Source organism: Candidatus Njordibacter sp. Uisw_056, from assembly GCF_047730085.1.
Taxonomy (GTDB): Bacteria; Pseudomonadota; Gammaproteobacteria; order Pseudomonadales; family Balneatricaceae; genus Njordibacter.
The window spans coordinates 1,469,326-1,484,724 of sequence record NZ_CP159830.1; the positions used below are offsets into that span (position 1 = coordinate 1,469,326).

At 43.0% G+C, this 15,399-nt stretch carries 19 protein-coding genes; 6 read left to right on the forward strand and 13 right to left on the reverse strand.

Going from position 1 to position 15,399, the window contains the following annotated elements:
* Positions 1 to 28: 28 nt before the first annotated feature.
* Positions 29 to 385: a fluoride efflux transporter CrcB gene (gene crcB, locus ABXT60_RS07120; RefSeq protein WP_443632084.1), complete on the forward strand. Its 357-nt coding sequence runs from the start codon at positions 29 to 31 to the stop codon at positions 383 to 385.
* A gap of 49 nt (positions 386 to 434) precedes the next feature.
* Positions 435 to 1,718, forward strand: coding sequence for a serine--tRNA ligase (serS, locus tag ABXT60_RS07125; protein ID WP_443632037.1), 1,284 nt, complete (start codon positions 435 to 437; stop codon positions 1,716 to 1,718).
* A 31-nt stretch (positions 1,719 to 1,749) separates the two neighbouring features.
* Here the strand turns inward: serS and ABXT60_RS07130 are convergent, their stop codons facing one another.
* Genes ABXT60_RS07130 through ABXT60_RS07150 form a run of 5 tightly spaced genes read right to left on the reverse strand, consistent with a single transcriptional unit; the run spans position 1,750 to position 3,866 of the window.
* Positions 1,750 to 2,061 carry a TusE/DsrC/DsvC family sulfur relay protein gene (locus ABXT60_RS07130; protein ID WP_443632038.1) on the reverse strand — a complete coding sequence of 104 codons (312 nt, stop codon included), beginning with the start codon at positions 2,059 to 2,061 and terminating at the stop codon, positions 1,750 to 1,752.
* Position 2,062: 1 nt separating this feature from the next.
* A complete protein-coding gene (locus tag ABXT60_RS07135) occupies positions 2,063 to 2,344 on the reverse strand; it encodes a DsrH/TusB family sulfur relay protein (protein ID WP_443632039.1) in 282 nt (93 codons plus the stop codon).
* Between the two features lie 2 nt (positions 2,345 to 2,346).
* Entirely contained in the window at positions 2,347 to 2,697 is a 351-nt protein-coding gene (gene tusC, locus ABXT60_RS07140; RefSeq protein WP_443632040.1) for a sulfurtransferase complex subunit TusC, read from the reverse strand.
* A complete protein-coding gene (gene tusD, locus ABXT60_RS07145) occupies positions 2,697 to 3,140 on the reverse strand; it encodes a sulfurtransferase complex subunit TusD (protein WP_443632041.1) in 444 nt (147 codons plus the stop codon). The genes tusC and tusD overlap by 1 nt, the downstream gene beginning before the upstream one ends.
* Before the next feature lie 57 nt (positions 3,141 to 3,197).
* Positions 3,198 to 3,866 carry a Bax inhibitor-1/YccA family protein gene (locus ABXT60_RS07150; protein WP_443632042.1) on the reverse strand — a complete coding sequence of 223 codons (669 nt, stop codon included), beginning with the start codon at positions 3,864 to 3,866 and terminating at the stop codon, positions 3,198 to 3,200.
* A gap of 249 nt (positions 3,867 to 4,115) precedes the next feature.
* Between ABXT60_RS07150 and hspQ the strand changes: the two genes are divergently transcribed.
* A complete protein-coding gene (hspQ, locus tag ABXT60_RS07155) occupies positions 4,116 to 4,451 on the forward strand; it encodes a heat shock protein HspQ (protein WP_443632043.1) in 336 nt (111 codons plus the stop codon).
* Between the two features lie 132 nt (positions 4,452 to 4,583).
* On the opposite strand, the gene ABXT60_RS07160 is transcribed toward hspQ, so the two are convergent.
* The gene (locus ABXT60_RS07160) at positions 4,584 to 4,916 is read right to left on the reverse strand and encodes a helix-turn-helix domain-containing protein (RefSeq protein ID WP_443632044.1); all 333 of its coding nucleotides are present in this window, start codon (positions 4,914 to 4,916) and stop codon (positions 4,584 to 4,586) included.
* A 222-nt stretch (positions 4,917 to 5,138) separates the two neighbouring features.
* On the opposite strand from ABXT60_RS07160, the gene ABXT60_RS07165 reads away from it, so the two are divergent.
* Together ABXT60_RS07165 and ABXT60_RS07170 are read left to right on the forward strand one after the other, a co-directional pair.
* Entirely contained in the window at positions 5,139 to 5,405 is a 267-nt protein-coding gene (locus ABXT60_RS07165; protein WP_443632045.1) for a hypothetical protein, read from the forward strand.
* Positions 5,405 to 6,304 carry a DMT family transporter gene (locus ABXT60_RS07170; protein WP_443632046.1) on the forward strand — a complete coding sequence of 300 codons (900 nt, stop codon included), beginning with the start codon at positions 5,405 to 5,407 and terminating at the stop codon, positions 6,302 to 6,304. The genes ABXT60_RS07165 and ABXT60_RS07170 overlap by 1 nt, the downstream gene beginning before the upstream one ends.
* 6 nt (positions 6,305 to 6,310) lie before the next feature.
* Here the strand turns inward: ABXT60_RS07170 and ABXT60_RS07175 are convergent, their stop codons facing one another.
* The 4 genes from ABXT60_RS07175 to ABXT60_RS07190 are packed head-to-tail and all read right to left on the reverse strand — an operon-like array spanning position 6,311 to position 9,652.
* Positions 6,311 to 6,955, reverse strand: a complete 645-nt coding sequence (locus tag ABXT60_RS07175; RefSeq protein WP_443632047.1) for a response regulator — start codon at positions 6,953 to 6,955, stop codon at positions 6,311 to 6,313.
* Positions 6,956 to 6,960: 5 nt separating this feature from the next.
* Entirely contained in the window at positions 6,961 to 7,512 is a 552-nt protein-coding gene (gene pgsA, locus ABXT60_RS07180; protein ID WP_443632048.1) for a CDP-diacylglycerol--glycerol-3-phosphate 3-phosphatidyltransferase, read from the reverse strand.
* A 46-nt stretch (positions 7,513 to 7,558) separates the two neighbouring features.
* The gene (uvrC, locus tag ABXT60_RS07185) at positions 7,559 to 9,403 is read right to left on the reverse strand and encodes an excinuclease ABC subunit UvrC (protein WP_443632049.1); all 1,845 of its coding nucleotides are present in this window, start codon (positions 9,401 to 9,403) and stop codon (positions 7,559 to 7,561) included.
* A 6-nt stretch (positions 9,404 to 9,409) separates the two neighbouring features.
* Positions 9,410 to 9,652, reverse strand: coding sequence for a hypothetical protein (locus ABXT60_RS07190; protein WP_046481769.1), 243 nt, complete (start codon positions 9,650 to 9,652; stop codon positions 9,410 to 9,412).
* A gap of 141 nt (positions 9,653 to 9,793) precedes the next feature.
* Between ABXT60_RS07190 and ABXT60_RS07195 the strand changes: the two genes are divergently transcribed.
* Positions 9,794 to 10,345, forward strand: a complete 552-nt coding sequence (locus ABXT60_RS07195) for a hypoxanthine-guanine phosphoribosyltransferase (protein WP_443632050.1) — start codon at positions 9,794 to 9,796, stop codon at positions 10,343 to 10,345.
* A 72-nt stretch (positions 10,346 to 10,417) separates the two neighbouring features.
* Here ABXT60_RS07195 and ABXT60_RS07200 read toward each other — a convergent pair whose 3' ends face one another.
* The 3 genes from ABXT60_RS07200 to lon all read right to left on the reverse strand — a co-directional run bounded on the left by ABXT60_RS07200 (position 10,418) and on the right by lon (position 15,281).
* The gene (locus ABXT60_RS07200; RefSeq protein ID WP_443632051.1) at positions 10,418 to 12,301 is read right to left on the reverse strand and encodes a SurA N-terminal domain-containing protein; all 1,884 of its coding nucleotides are present in this window, start codon (positions 12,299 to 12,301) and stop codon (positions 10,418 to 10,420) included.
* A 143-nt stretch (positions 12,302 to 12,444) separates the two neighbouring features.
* Positions 12,445 to 12,717, reverse strand: coding sequence for an HU family DNA-binding protein (locus tag ABXT60_RS07205; RefSeq protein WP_046481763.1), 273 nt, complete (start codon positions 12,715 to 12,717; stop codon positions 12,445 to 12,447).
* 155 nt (positions 12,718 to 12,872) lie between these two features.
* A complete protein-coding gene (gene lon, locus ABXT60_RS07210) occupies positions 12,873 to 15,281 on the reverse strand; it encodes an endopeptidase La (protein ID WP_443632052.1) in 2,409 nt (802 codons plus the stop codon).
* Between the last annotated feature and the right edge of the window lie 118 nt (positions 15,282 to 15,399).

A 15,399-nucleotide genomic window follows, 5' to 3' on the forward strand; every position in this document is an offset into this window, starting at 1 on the left:
GAATCCAATCGTCGGTCAATTAGTTGCTATCGCCTGTGGAGGTGCTATTGGTGCGTTATGCCGCTTTGGCCTGCAGCATTGGTTAGGAGCTATTTATAGTGGCCGCTTTCCATTGGCTATATTTCTTGCCAACTCCATTGGTTCGTTCTGTTTAGGCCTACTTTATGTACTTATCATTGAAAAAGGCCTAATCCCTGATATTTGGCGGCCGTTGTTAATCATAGGTTTGCTTGGTGCATTCACCACTTTCTCTACCTTTTCATTAGATAGCATTTTGCTTATTGAACAGGGTGAATGGTTTATGGCATTAGTTAATGTTTTTTCAAATGTTTGTGTAGGATTAATAGCAGCCGTTATTGGTATGTACATTGGCCGCTGGTTATAAAAATAATTTTTACCTGATACTTCGTGTCGTTTTACTCTAGGAATACTTCATGTTAGACCAAAAATTGGTTCGTAATTCGCCACAAGACGTGGCTGATAAACTGCTAAAAAAAGGCTTCACGCTTGATTTAGAGAGGCTTCATAATTTAGAAGAAGCCCGCAAACAATTGCAGATTGATACAGAAAACTTACAAAGTGAACGCAACTCTAAGTCTAAAGAAATTGGTAAACTTAAAGCTCAAGGCCAAGATACCACAGCAATTATGGCTGCAGTAAGTTCATTTGGTGCCCAACTTGATAGTAAAAAAGCACAATTAAAAATAGTGCAAGATGACCTAAATGCGATGTTGATGGCAATACCTAACATTCCCCATGACAGTGTTCCCAGTGGCGCTGATGAGGATGATAACCAGGAAGTGTTAGTGTGGGGCGAAAAACCAAGTTTTGATTTTGCTGTAAAAGATCACGTTGATTTAGGTGAGGGGCTAGGAGGGTTAGATTTTGGTGCAGCCATTAAGATTACAGGTGCTCGTTTTATGGTGCTTAAGGGGCCACTTGCCCGCCTACATCGTGCGCTCATTCAATTCATGCTTAATAGCCACATTCATGAGCATGGTTATGAAGAAGTTTATGTGCCTTATTTGGTGAATGCAGAATCATTACGTGGAACGGGGCAACTACCCAAGTTTGAAGAAGACTTATTTAAGGTGCCTGGGGAACGAAACTTGTACCTTATACCGACGGCAGAAGTCCCAGTGACCAACCTGGTTCGTGATGAGATTATAGATGCAAATCAATTGCCTTTGCGCTTCACTTGCCATACACCCTGTTTCCGCAGTGAAGCAGGTAGTCATGGCCGGGATACTCGAGGCCTCGTGCGTCAGCATCAATTTGAGAAAGTTGAAATGGTACAAATGGTTAAGCCAACCGACTCAACAGCGGCTTTAGAAGAGCTTACAGGTCATGCAGAATACATCTTAAAGACCTTAGGTTTAGCCTATAGAAAAGTCATTTTGTGCGGTGGTGACTTAGGCTTCTCAGCCATAAAAACATATGACCTTGAAGTATGGTTGCCGGGGCAAAATAAGTACCGTGAAATTTCATCTTGCTCTAATATGGGAGACTTTCAAGCCCGCCGCATGCAGGCTAGGTGGCGAAATCCAGAGACTGGAAAACCAGAACTGTTACATACGCTTAACGGTTCTGGCTTGGCTGTAGGGCGGACATTACTGGCAATTTTAGAAAACTACCAACAACAAGATGGCAGTATTCTAGTGCCAGAAGCATTAGTGCCGTATATGGGTGGAATAACGCTACTTATGCCAGCGACCTAGTCAGCCTACTCTAGTAAGGTAAAGGAAGCCGTTAAAGGCAGTTTGTCGGTCTCGGTAGGCCGGCGATTTTGGCGGCTAGTTTTGCTGGGCTGTCAGGAAACAAGGTTAACAAATGGATACTGTTACCTTTGTCTAGGCTCACTCTTTGCTTCACAATTTTAACGAGTATACGCATTGCAGGAGAAATTCCGGTATCAGCGTAAAAGGCTCGTAATGCATTTATCACCTCCCAGTGTTCAGCCTCTAAAGTGATACCTTCGCTGTGCGCTAGCCACTTTGCGGTGTTTGGGCTCCAGTCACTTAAATGGGTTAAATACCCGTCTTTATCCGTTTCTAACTGCATATCACCAACTCATAGAAGACGTATAGCGTGTGGTTAAATTAACCAAGTCTGTCATATTGATCAATGTTACAGCAGGGCTGTGAACTATGGAAAGCCCACGTTCTTCCACATGAGCTGCAAAAACAAATACAGGCCTGGCACCAAAGGCCAGTAATTCTTTACTAAGCTGCACATATACACCGTCATCAATGAATACATAGCCATCATTAGGGCTACTTCGTGCAACTAATGTGGTCAGCGCATTAGTATCAAGGTGTTTGGCGATTATGTGAAGGATTGACATCACTAAAACACCAAATGTTGATGATATTGAGCACAGAGTTGCCCTAGGTGGATACGAGTAACAACGTTGACAGTTTGGCTGAGATCGTCAATCGCGAGGCCAAATTGATCCAATGACTCTTGTTCTACCCAAAGCTCATTTATATCATACATCTCTAATGCGCTTAGAATTTTCCCAATATGCTTGTGGGGAGAGGGTATTTGACTTCCAGGAAGGAGTTGTAAAACGCCCTCGTCAACAAATAAGACTGCTGGCTGTTGTTCAAAAGCAGACAAAACTAATGCCACATCTAAGGATTCCTTAGCTACCTGAGAGCCATACGGTGCATGGCTTAGAGTGATTAAACAGGACATCAATCCCCTCCAAAACTAACAAGTCGGTCACACTCGGCGCTAGCAGCTGCTAGCTGACCAAGCCCTACTAAGGAAAATTGCGAAGCCAAACTATCACTGCCAAGTTCATACCGGTTGGCTTCTTGTTGGTTAGTGATTCCAGCCTGTAACGCCGCAGCAATGCACACGCCAAGGTCTAAGTCGTAGTCCAGGCTCAACTGTTGCCACAAAACGGTTAAATTCAGTTCATCCTGTGGAACCACCCTTAAGCCAGAAGCGGTATGCACGCCTTGTTGGTAAAAAAACACACTTAGCACTTTATGCCCTTGCAACAATACCTCTTTAGTAAACTGAAACGCAGACAAAGCTCGGCTTTGCTGGTGCGGGCCACAACGGACAACAATGGCATAGGTTAACGATGTTGGATCCAGAGAAGGGGAAGCGGCCATATTTAAATCAGGCATATACGAAAACCCCGCCAAAAGGCGGGGCTCCCTGATTACTTCGCACCTGAGCCAAAGTTAATCATCGCCACTAAGAGCGCCTGTGAGGTGCAGCAGCATAAGAAATAAGTTTAAGATATTGAGGTATAAACTTACTGTCATCATCACGTAATTGGTTTCACCACCGTTCACCATACGGCTTGTGTCATACAAAATAAAACCAGAAAATACCAATACACCCACAGCACTTATGGCCAAAGACAAGGCTGGAATAGCAAAGAAAATATTCGCCAATGACGCCACAATCACAAGGATTAGGCCAATCATCAAAAAGCCACCCATGAAGCTGAAGTCTTTACGGCTCGAAACCGCATAAGCAGACAAACCTAGGAAGGTAATACCTGTCATCGAAAGGGCAGTAGCCACAATGTCTCCACCATTAGCCATTCCCAAGTAAAAGTTTACAATGGGCCCAGTACTATAACCTAGAAATCCCGTAAAAAAGAACACTAGGGGTATAGACCATACTGAGTTTTTTAATTTGTTAAGCGCATATAATGTGCCAAACAACACCACCAATTGAACGATGAAGTTAACCGGTGCGGCATTGCTTGAAATAGCCATAGTCGCCATAACAGCACTAAAAATAAGTGTCATGGAAAGTAGGGCGTAAGTATTACGTAAAACTTTATTTGTGGCTAAGGTAGATTCCTTAGAATGGCTGGACAGCTGAACTTGTTCTTGCATTAGTATCATCCTTATTTAAACAATTCTGATTATTGTAGTCTAACCAGCACAAGAAGCTAGGGTATTTACGAAATATTTTGTAAATATCAGCACATACAACGACTTAATAGTTTGCAGCGGGGTATTTAACAGCACATATGACCCTAATTTTGCCCGTTAAAACACTTTGTATAAGCGCAAAGACACTTTGTGGAGCCTGATTAAAAAGCGTATAATCATTCCTCGATTTAGAAATGAGTAGGTAATTTAATGCAAGTCTCTCACGCGCAATTTAACATTGGCCAAGTAGTGCAGCATAAGCATTTTGGTTTTCGAGGGGTTGTGTTTGATATTGATTTTGAGTACTCACTCGATGAGCCCTGGTTCCAAGAAGCGTGCAAGGCTATGGCCAGTTTGGGCCAGCCACCCATTGAAAAGAAGCAACCTTTTTATCACCTGTTAACTGATGGCAGCGAACACGAGTCCTACGTATCACAGCAAAACCTTTGTGCCGCTGATAATGTTGCCCCAGTGAAGCACTCCGGCCTAGAAGCGTTGTTCACGCTTACAGACGGACAATATATCCATCGTTACAGCGTTAATTAATTCTCATCTACAAGGTGTGTTAATGGCTCTTGAAAGCCTTTTCTATGGTACGCCATTTTGCTTTCGTTTTATTAGCGATTCTTAGGCCTGCTAATATTCAATCTAAAGCCCAAACAACACTGGGCTGGTTGTTTATAGATTAAAGTTAATGCGCTTTACTAAGCCTCGCACTAAAGATTGCTGGTCATTAGACAATGACGCCATATCGAGCAGCAATTCAGCCTCCATGTCATTAGCATAAAAATACGGCACTGGCACATCCAACACTAATGCTAATTGGCACAGCGTTTCGTAGTCTGGCACATGTTTGCCACGTTCATACTGATTCATTCTGGCGCTTGCAGACGCAACATCAATGCCAGCAGCAATACCCAAACTACGTTGTGAGAGCTCACGCTGAACCCGCGCATGCTTTAGGCGCCTTGGAACTGGGCAGGACATATCATCGGCTGAATTGTTTAACATGGCTTTAACCAAAATAATTTTTTAAACCTACACATGGTGAGGTGACTAGTATACCGAGCGCATCATTTATAATCTATATTTAACTTCGCATAATGTATATTATGTTAAATTATACTAAAATGGGTTATTTGTTTTGGCAATCAACATCATAATTGGCTAGTTATTCCATGCAACCAGCCCTATACTGTACGCACATACAGTAGATCAATTTATGGACACACCATGGCAATTCGCACAGTACATCAGGTCATTAATAGAACAGAAACAATTATTGGAGAGTTCATGGATATTAAGTTAGCAAAGGATTTGGATAATCGAACTGACGTCCTTTACTTCATCGCAGACCTAGTTGAAACTGCAGGTATTGATGAAAGTACTGCTGAGAAAGTTGCAGAAATAATGATAGACGACACAACACGTAAGCAACTCGTTAACCAACTAAAAACTGTTAAAGACCTGCCCTCTGCTATAAAAGAGACCAACGACTAGTGCCACACCAAAGAGAACAGCTTATTAACTGGGCCTTACTTTTAACCCTTGTGGCTTTATGGGGAACATCTTTTTTAACCATAAAAGTTAGCCTGCAAACGTTCTCTCCCGATCAGGTGGTGGTGTTGAGGCTGTCTATAGCTGCCATTGTACTATCAGCCTTTATGTTGGCAAGGGGCAAACGGCTTCCTAGGGAACCTTTATCTTGGCTGCACTTTACAATTCTAGGCCTGGTTGGCAACGTCCTGCCATTTTGGTTGATTGCCAAAGGCCAGGTTTATGTAACATCAGGCATGGCAGGCTTATTAATGGCAATTATGCCATTAATGACGTTGATATTGGCCCATTTTTTTATCGTAGGCGAGAACCTAAATCGTAATAAGCTGTGGGGGTTTGTCTTTGGAATTAGTGGTATTACGTTAATTTTAGGCCCGTCAATATTAGGCTCTCAAAACAGCTTAGTGGGTTGCTTGTTGGTATTATCCGCTGCCATTCTTTATGCTACAAATACCATTATTGCTAGGCGTCTACCCACATACAGTTCTGCCGTAGTCAGCACCGGTGTAACTATCTGTGCTGCGTTGATTAGTTTGTTGATATGGCCCTCAGTGTTCAATATAGAGTGGCATTCGGTGCCTGTGTCGGCCATCCTCACTATAATTTGGCTTGGTATTTTCCCTACTGGAGTTGCTGCTATTATTTTTTTTGTGCTAATCCGTCGTGCTGGGCCTACATTTCTGTCCAATATTAACTATTTGATTCCGCTAGTCGCCTATTTTACTGGAGCTTTAGTGTTAGGAGAGCTGGTAGTTTGGCACGACATGGTCGCATTAGTCGCTATTCTATTTGGCATTGCAATAAGCCGAAGACCTGCGCGTAATAAGCTACGTACGGTGTAGGTATGTTTAACCTGTAATAATGCCTTGCAAAATTGCAAACTGGACGATATTAGCTGTGGTTTTTAGCTTAAGTTTTTTCATTACATTGGCACGATGGCTATGGATGGTTTTATGGCTTAAATTCATATCTTCACCTATTTCGACCGCCGTGCGCCCTTCTGCTATCATTGAAAAAATTTGAAACTCTCTTGCGGTCAGGCGGTTGATCGAACTCTCTTCTGCGCCAGGTGTTTTACTCATCTCGCGAATAACCTGACTAGTGATGAAAGTACCCCCGCTATGAACACTCCGAATAGCGCTTATAAGCTCTTGTGGTACACAACGTTTGCTTAAATAACCTTTAGCGCCAGCTTTTAGGACGCGGGTAGGGAAAGGTTCAGTTTCATGGACCGTAAGCGCAATAATTTTGATTTTAGGATCCCGCTTATGTAGACGTGAAATTGCTTCTAACCCGCCAATACCAGGCATATTGATATCCATGATAATGATGTCTGGCCTCAGCTCATGCGCTAAATTGTAAGCATCTTCTCCGCTCTTTGCCTCTGCTATTACGTCAATATCTCTAGTAGTCTCGATTAAACGCTTAAAGCCAACGCGGACAATTTCATGGTCATCAACTAACAATACTGAAATTGAATGCCTATTAGCCATTTTAGCTACATTCCTTTTTTGAGTTGAGACCATGCCGCTGATAGATATAACATCATAGACCACAAAGTAAGGGCTGCTGCAGCGTATAGCATGATTAACCCAAGAGTTGAAATAAGTGTACCAGGAGGTGTTGCTAATAAGAAAACGATAGAACCCATTTGCATGGTCGTTTTCACTTTACCTATATAAGACACTGCCACATGAGCACTTTTACCTGTTTCTGCCATCCATTCGCGTAAAGCAGAAATGACTATTTCTCTACTAATAATGATAATTGCAGGAACAGTTAACCACAGCTCCGAATAGGATTCAACCAACACTACCAAGGCAACGGCTACTGTTACTTTATCTGCAACTGGGTCTAAAAATGCACCAAACGGGGTCGTTTGATTGAGTTTTCTGGCTAGAAATCCATCTAGCCAGTCTGTAGCAGCAGCTAGGGCGAATAGCCCAGATGCCCATAAGAAACGATTTTCTGAAGGCCAATAATAGGCAACCAAAATGAATGGGATTAACACCAAGCGAAAAAGTGTTAGCAAATTAGGAATATTTAACATAATCAATCGTTTGGTATAGTAGAGGCGTTTGAGGCCTCATTCTAGCCTATCCTTCTTCGCCTCGTAAAGAACGATAAATGGTATCTGCCATATCAGCGCTAATACCCTTCACTTTAGCCAACTCATCAACGCTAGCTTTGGTTAAATCTTGCATACCACCAAAGTGAGTAAGTAAAGCCTGGCGACGTTTTGGACCTACCCCATCTATCTGTTGAATATTTGATTGGGTACGCTTCTTATTCCTTCTTGCTCGGTGGCCAGTTATGGCGAACCTATGGCTTTCATCTCTTATGTGTTGCAATAGATGAAGCGCTGAAGAATCATCAGATAAGGCTATTTCCTCGCCTGTCCAGCCATTAAATAAACGCTCAAATCCAGCTTTTCGAGTATCGCCTTTTGCTACACCTAAAACATAAAGGTCTTGTAGCTGAAGCTCTGATAGCACCTGTATTGCTTGAGTAATTTGCCCCTTACCGCCATCAACAATGAGCAAATCAGGCATTACGCCATGATTCTCCTTTAACCTAGTATAGCGTCGTGTAATGGCTTGTGACATTGCTGCGTAGTCATCACCAGGAGTAATTCCTTCAATATTAAAGGTCCTGTAATCAGCTTTTTTGGGGCCTCCCTGGTCGAATACAACACACGAGGCGACGGTCGCCTCTCCGCTGGAGTGACTGATGTCAAAACATTCAAGGCGCTCTGGCATTTGTGGCAAATCTAGTGCTTCTTGAAGGGCAGCAAAGCGAGCGATTTGTGTTTGCTTATTAGCTACGTAACTAAGCAGTGCCTGATCTGCGTTGGTCTGAGCGAGTCTTAGCCACTGAGCCCTGGGCCCTCTTACATTACTAATAATCTTGAATCCATGTTCAGCCCGCTCGGCAATGGTTAACGCTATAGCTTGCTGAGCGTCTTGTGCATCGCTCACAAGCACCTCATCAGGTATGTCACGATACTGGCCAGATAAATAGTACTGGCCCAAGAAGGCAGTGAGAACAGCAGATTTTTCTTCTTCTAATCCTATTTTTGGGTAAAAGTTTTTACTACCAATAACCCGGCCTGAGCGGACCATAAGTTGATGAATACATAATCCAGCATTAGAACTTGCCGCCGCAAATACATCTAGATTTCCCCGTTTTGATACCACATGTTGCTGCTCCTGAACCTGCCTTAAGAATCCAAGTTGGTCTCTAAGTTGGGCTGCGGACTCAAACTTAAGTTGCTGCGCTGCCACGTTCATTTGCTCACTGACTTCATCAAGTAACTGTTTGTTTTTGCCTTCTAGGTATAACGTAGCGTGGCGAAGGTCTGCTGCATAGTCTTCTGGGGTAATTTCTCCCGTGCAAGGTCCGCTGCATCGGCCAATTTGAAACTGTAAACATGGGCGTTGGCGGTTAGCAAAAAAGGCGTCTTCGCATTGGCGTATACGAAAAATACGCTGCATTAAGTTGAGGCTTTCCCTTACCGCTCCAGCACTCGTGTAAGGTCCAAAAAAGCGCCCCTTGCGTTTTTTTCCACCCCGTACATATTGCATTGCAGGAAAGTCATGCTGATCTGAAATATAGAGGTAGGGATAGGATTTATCATCCCTAAGGGAAATATTATAGGGCGGCTTAAGGCGCTTTATAAGCGTATTTTCTAACAGCAAGGCTTCACTTTCGCTGTGGGTTAACGTTACTTCGATGGACATTACCTTAGACACCATTACCTGCGTCTTAGTGTTATGGCTTTTGCCCCTGAAGTAGCTTGTTACTCTATTTTTTAGATTAACCGCTTTACCAACATAAATTACCTCACCAACAGCGTCGAACATGCGGTACACGCCTGGGCGCAGCGGTAACTGTTTGAGGTATTCATCAATATCAAAAAGTGTATGGTTATCCTGAGACATAATAAATTAACTAACAAGCCTTGAGCGTTTGTTTTCACTCATGTGAAAGTGTGTCGCTTGTTTATAAATCTCATCAATTTGCTCATTACTTTCTTGGGTAATGCCTGCACCATGAGACAAAGAAACTTCTAAATAGACGCCTATCTCAGCATAGTAATACAATCGTGCATTAAATGACTGCGCGCGCCGCATTTTATTAAAAGCAATTCGAGCTCCGTTGACAAGAATGTGATTGATGTCTGTATTCATAATTTAAGTTAACTATATACAGTGGTTAATCCTCTATTCTACCTTATCTTATCTATCTCGACTGCCCATCTTTTAGTCTAAATCAATATTCTACGCAACATTTTTTTGGGTTATACTAACTCACTTTTGCAAGGCATAAATATGACAATCACATACGCTGAAGCCGTGTCGGTTCACGAACAAGCCGATTTATTAGTAAGTGGTGAAACCATTGCGGCGAGCATTGATTCAATGGCAGCCGAAATTACTGCTACTTTGTCAAAGGAAATGCCAATAGTCCTGTGTGTACTTAATGGCGGCATGATTCCCATGGCGCAACTTTTGCTAAAGTTGCAATTCCCACTAGAAACAGACTACCTTCATGCCACGCGGTATGGTAAGAAAACGGTAGGCACTAATCTTTCTTGGCTGGCTCGCCCTAGCATAGACATTAGCGGTCGCACGGTGCTTGTGGTAGATGACATCTATGATGAAGGCCATACCCTTGCGGCTATTTGCGAATACTTAAAAGAAGCTGGTGCGAAAAAAGTTTATGCAGCAGCCTTATTAAATAAAGTCCATGACCGTAAAGTAGACTATGTGCCAGATTTTATTGGGCTTGATGTTGAAGATCGGTTTGTTTATGGTTTTGGTATGGACTACCAAGGTTATTTCCGTAATGTTGATGGTATTTATGCTGTTAAAGATATGTAAATACTTTTCTAAGACAACAAAAAAGGCAGCCAAGGCTGCCTTTTTTGTTGTCTTATTTAAGCTCGTAAAGGCTTAAAAGGTTTCTATTACTGCCTGATCATTAAGTGAGTTCTCGAGTAATTTCATATCACCTTGGCCCTGCATCCGAGTTAACGTTGCTATCAATGACAGACGCTGCTCTGCAGTTTGCTCTTCAGGGTTTGCGTCAGCCACGTTTTGCAACTGAATGATACTTACATCGCCAGTGAAGCTTGGGGCTATGCCATAGCTGACACCAGACTCCGGCCGAGGCAAACGGAATGCAGATTGAACGAGCAAACCATTGACTAAGGTTGAACCACGAGCCACTTCATTGAACTGTTGCACAGTTATATTTTCGGTGGTGGCAATAACCATCATGTCAGCACCATTATTTAGCTCTTCTAGATAAGCTTTTGCCTTAATGTCTAGCGCTTTAGAAGACTTTTGAGAAACCAGTTGTTTAGTAATATCTGCTTTCACATCCTCAATCGGCTGTTGCGATGGCTTGTTATGTTGCTTGACCCGAATGACTACCAACTTATCAGAAGCTAACTCTAGTACGCTAGAGTTGTTACCTTGCAATAGCACATCATCAGTAAAGGCAGCAGCAACTACTCGGTCATAGCTCGCAATACCTTCACCGCCTTGACGACCAAATAATGAACTAGTTTTTACACTTAAACCTAGGGCTTCAGCAACTTCTAATAAATCAGGTGAGGAGAAAGCAATATCCGCCATCTCTTCGCTAGCAGCAACAAATAAATTCTCTGCCCCAGCCTGCTTTAGGGATAGTTTTAGGGCTTGCTTCTGTTCTTCAAAGCTTGGCTTGTCTGTTGCATCTTGTGCATGAGCATAGACAATTTGCACACCAAACTCAGTCACTACAGGAGAACTATAACTTCCAGGTTGCAACTCAAACAATACCTCATCAAAAGCTTTCCCAAACTCACCTCTGGCCAACATACCAATGTAACCGCCATCAGAGGACGTACTATCATCCTGCGAATACTCTTTCGCTGCGTCGGTAAAGTCTTGACCTAGCTCAAGTTGATTGTATGCAACGTTTGCTAGCTCTAATGCCTGCTCCTCAGTCTGAGAGTCATTGACTAAAAACAACATGTGTGACGTTTCAATATCGGCCTGCTCAGAAGCCGCCTGTTGTGCCTCAAGGTAAGCCGCCTCTAGGTCCTCATCAGTCACTTCTATCTGGTCATAAAAATGACTCTTATTTAACGTAACAAAATTAACACTTAGGTTTTCTGGCGTCATAAACCTTTGACTATTATCTGAATAATAGGCATTAATATCCCCCTCCTCAACAGAAACATTAAGCATTTCTGACGCTAACGGTAGGGTCATCACAGCAATGTTACGAGTTTGGCCATCTAAACGCGCCACTAGGTTAGCGCTAGGTTCCAAAGTGAACGCAGTATTAGCAACAGCCTGCTGAACCTGGCCTATCAGATTGCCACGCTTAAGCTGTTGACGATAAGTTGTGGGCGTTAAACCAAAGTTCCTTAACAAGGATTCGAATAGCTCACGATTAAATACGCCATCAACTTGAAAATCGTTTGACTGAACAATCATTTGATCAACTGATGCATCAGATAAAGCCAAATCATTACCTTGGGTGTACTGAAGCATCACTCGTTGAGCAATAAGTTGCTGCAACGCCGTTGCTTGAATGGCTTGTTGGTCCAGTGTTACCGGATCTATATCTGGATTACTCAATAGAACTTGGCGACGCTGTAGTTCTGCAGTTTGCATCAACTCTTGCAGGCTAATCTCTTCACCGTTGACCTCTGCAGGCGCACTATTGTCAGCTGAGAGACTAAATAATGATTCTGCTCCCCAAATTACAAAGGTAAAGGCAATGAGGCTTACCAGAATTTTGGATATAATGCCTTTTGAATTGTCACGAATATTTTGTAGCATTGTGTATGGCTTCTACAGCCTTGCTGGCTGACTATTAAGATTCTACAAACAAAAAACGCATTCAAAGGAATGCGTTTTTTCGAAACTACGGGTTAACTCCTAAAAGGAGAGAGTTTAAAGCCCATAGATTAAAAGATTCAGTCTTAGTTGACTGCGTCTTTAAGCGCTTTACCAGCTTTGAAGCTAGGAATATTAGCAGCAGCAATTTGGATTGCAGCTCCTGTTTGTGGGTTACGACCTGTTCGAGCTGCGCGAGCCTTTACAGAGAAGGTACCAAAACCCACTAAAGAAACAGATTCACCATCTTTAAGAGCACCTGTTACAGCACCAATAACTGCATCTAGCGCACGGCCAGCGGCAGCTTTTGAAAGATCAGCTTCCGCTGTGATGGCTTCAATCAGTTCAGATTTATTCACGTTAATCCCCTTATGTGTGTAAAAAATTTTATCTGCTCCAGCAGACTTTTTTTGTTATGTCGTACTATGTTCAGCTCTAAAAACCGAAGTACAATTTATACCAACTTGTCCAAAGGCTTGTCAAGTAAGGCTTTGAATTAATTTGGCCTTAAGCGCTAATGAGTGCTAATAGCATCGCTACTGCCCGTATCACTGGCTTTGTCAACCACCAATTCACCCTCATTTCGGACAAGAGGAGTGGGTGCGAATTGTAAAGCTAAATCAAGCACTTCGTCTATCCATTTTACAGGTTTTATTGATAAATCTGCTTTTATATTGTCAGGGATCTCTTTTAAGTCTCTTTCATTCTCTTCTGGGATAATAATTGTTTTAATACCACCCCGGTGGGCAGCCAATAACTTTTCTTTTAATCCACCAATAGGCAGCACCTGCCCGCGCAAAGTAATTTCTCCGGTCATAGCCACATCTGCTCTCACAGGAATCCCTGTGAGAACTGAAACTAACGCTGTACACATGCCAACACCGGCGCTTGGTCCGTCTTTAGGTGTAGCGCCCTCAGGTACATGAATATGAATATCAGACTTTTCGTGGAAGTCTGTTTTTATACCTAACCCAGACGCCCGGCCACGAACTACAGTTAAGGCTGCCTGAATAGACTCTTGCATAACATCACCAAGGGACCCTGTTTTCACCAGGCGTCCCTTACCTGGCACTACAGCCGACTCAATGGTTAATATGTCACCACCTACTGACGTCCAAGCTAAGCCATTAACGTGTCCCACACGATCATCCGCATCAGCTTGACCAAAACTGTGCTTACGTACACCAGAATATGCCTCTAAATTACTAGAGTCTACTTTCTGTGCTGGGCTATCAATGGCTGTTTTATAACCTGCTAGCAAATGAGCTTTAACCACTTTACGGCAAATCTTTGCAATCTCTCGCTCTAAGCTGCGCACCCCTGCTTCACGAGTGTAGTAACGCACTAAATCAACAATCGCGTCATCTTTTAGCGCCAACTCTGTGGGAGATAATCCATTAGCTGCAAGTTGCTTAGGTAGCAAATAACGTTTGGCAATGCTTAACTTTTCATCTTCTGTGTATCCTGGGATCCGGATCACTTCCATTCGGTCTAGCAATGGCCCTGGAATATTCATTGAGTTTGCAGTGCAAACAAACATTACACTGGATAAATCATAGTCTACTTCTAGGTAGTGATCGTTAAACGTATTGTTTTGTTCTGGGTCTAGCACTTCCAATAACGCAGACGCTGGGTCTCCGCGGCTATCCATTCCCATTTTGTCGATCTCGTCCAATAAGAATAGTGGGTTTGAAACACCTACTTTAGACATTTTCTGAACTAACTTGCCTGGCAAAGAGCCTATATAGGTCCGACGATGGCCCCGAATTTCTGCTTCATCCCTAACACCACCTAACGCCATACGCACGTATTGTCGACCTGTCGCCCTAGCAATAGACTTACCTAAAGATGTTTTACCCACCCCTGGAGGACCAACTAGACAGAGTATAGATCCTTTCACTTTTTTAACGCGCTGCTGAACGGCCAAATATTCTAAAATCCGTTCTTTGACTTCAGACAAACCGTAGTGATCTTCTTCTAGCACCAGTGACGCTTTAGCTAGATCGTGCTTGAGGCGGCTTTTCTTCTTCCAAGGTATCGTTACCATCCAATCTATGTAACTACGCACTACTGTAGCTTCTGCAGACATTGGCGGCATCATTTTAAGTTTATTAAGCTCAGCCTGAGCTTTATCTTTAGCTTCAGTTGGCATACCCGCCAAATTAATCTTGTTTTGCAGCTCTTCTAAATCGTTAGGTGCTGCATCATCAATGTCACCAAGCTCTTTGTGAATCGCTTTAATTTGCTCATTCAGGTAATACTCTCGCTGGCTCTTTTCCATCTGCTTTTTGACGCGGCCACGAATACGCTTTTCTACTTTAACTAAGTCAATCTCACCTTCCATCTGCCCCATTAAGTGCTCAAGTCGCTGTGTCAGGTCCCCCATCTCTAACAAAGCTTGTTTCTCTTCAAGTTTTAAATTCATCTGTGAAGCAATGGTGTCCGCTAATCGACTAGGATCTTCGATATTAGTGATAGAAGACATGACGTCATTAGATATTTTTTTGCTCAATTTCACGTACTGTTCAAACTGAGAAAGAAGAGTGTGTGCTAGGGCTTTTCGTTCACCTTCTGGCGGCTCTGCGTCATCAATTGTCCTCACTTTCGCGGTAAAAAACCCTGCGGTCTCAGCAACCTCTTCAATGGCAACACGCTGCTCTCCTTCAACCAAAACTTTCACAGTGCCATCAGGAAGTTTAAGTAACTGTAAAATGCGCGCAGAAGTTCCCACCTCAAACAAATCTGTAATTTGAGGATCATCTACAGCAGCGCTTTTCTGGGCAACAACAACAATCGCCTTGTCTGCAGCCATGGCCTGCTCTAACGCGTCTATGGAATTCTGGCGGCCTACAAAAAGAGGAATCACCATATGTGGGTAAACCACAACATCGCGCAATGGGATAAGGGGAAGAGTCTGAGTCATAAAAGATCCTGTAGGCTAATGTCGCGGTGGCTTGCGAATTTTCGGTATGCTGTATTAAATGCGGACAAGGGGCAGAAATACAAGTGTTTAACTAAAATGAGCGCAAAAAAAACCACCC

Coding starts and splice junctions, on each gene's coding strand:
- uvrC (WP_443632049.1), bottom strand. CDS start 9,403: ATGTCTCAGGATAACCATACACTTTTTGATATTGATGAATACCTCAAA.
- tusC (WP_443632040.1), bottom strand. CDS start 2,697: ATGTCCTGTTTAATCACTCTAAGCCATGCACCGTATGGCTCTCAGGTA.
- ABXT60_RS07195 (WP_443632050.1), top strand. CDS start 9,794: ATGACAATCACATACGCTGAAGCCGTGTCGGTTCACGAACAAGCCGAT.
- ABXT60_RS07190 (WP_046481769.1), bottom strand. CDS start 9,652: ATGAATACAGACATCAATCACATTCTTGTCAACGGAGCTCGAATTGCT.
- hspQ (WP_443632043.1), top strand. CDS start 4,116: ATGCAAGTCTCTCACGCGCAATTTAACATTGGCCAAGTAGTGCAGCAT.
- ABXT60_RS07150 (WP_443632042.1), bottom strand. CDS start 3,866: ATGCAAGAACAAGTTCAGCTGTCCAGCCATTCTAAGGAATCTACCTTA.
- ABXT60_RS07200 (WP_443632051.1), bottom strand. CDS start 12,301: ATGCTACAAAATATTCGTGACAATTCAAAAGGCATTATATCCAAAATT.
- ABXT60_RS07135 (WP_443632039.1), bottom strand. CDS start 2,344: ATGTCAATCCTTCACATAATCGCCAAACACCTTGATACTAATGCGCTG.
- lon (WP_443632052.1), bottom strand. CDS start 15,281: ATGACTCAGACTCTTCCCCTTATCCCATTGCGCGATGTTGTGGTTTAC.
- ABXT60_RS07175 (WP_443632047.1), bottom strand. CDS start 6,955: ATGGCTAATAGGCATTCAATTTCAGTATTGTTAGTTGATGACCATGAA.
- pgsA (WP_443632048.1), bottom strand. CDS start 7,512: ATGTTAAATATTCCTAATTTGCTAACACTTTTTCGCTTGGTGTTAATC.
- serS (WP_443632037.1), top strand. CDS start 435: ATGTTAGACCAAAAATTGGTTCGTAATTCGCCACAAGACGTGGCTGAT.
- ABXT60_RS07130 (WP_443632038.1), bottom strand. CDS start 2,061: ATGCAGTTAGAAACGGATAAAGACGGGTATTTAACCCATTTAAGTGAC.
- ABXT60_RS07165 (WP_443632045.1), top strand. CDS start 5,139: ATGGCAATTCGCACAGTACATCAGGTCATTAATAGAACAGAAACAATT.
- ABXT60_RS07160 (WP_443632044.1), bottom strand. CDS start 4,916: ATGTTAAACAATTCAGCCGATGATATGTCCTGCCCAGTTCCAAGGCGC.
- tusD (WP_443632041.1), bottom strand. CDS start 3,140: ATGCCTGATTTAAATATGGCCGCTTCCCCTTCTCTGGATCCAACATCG.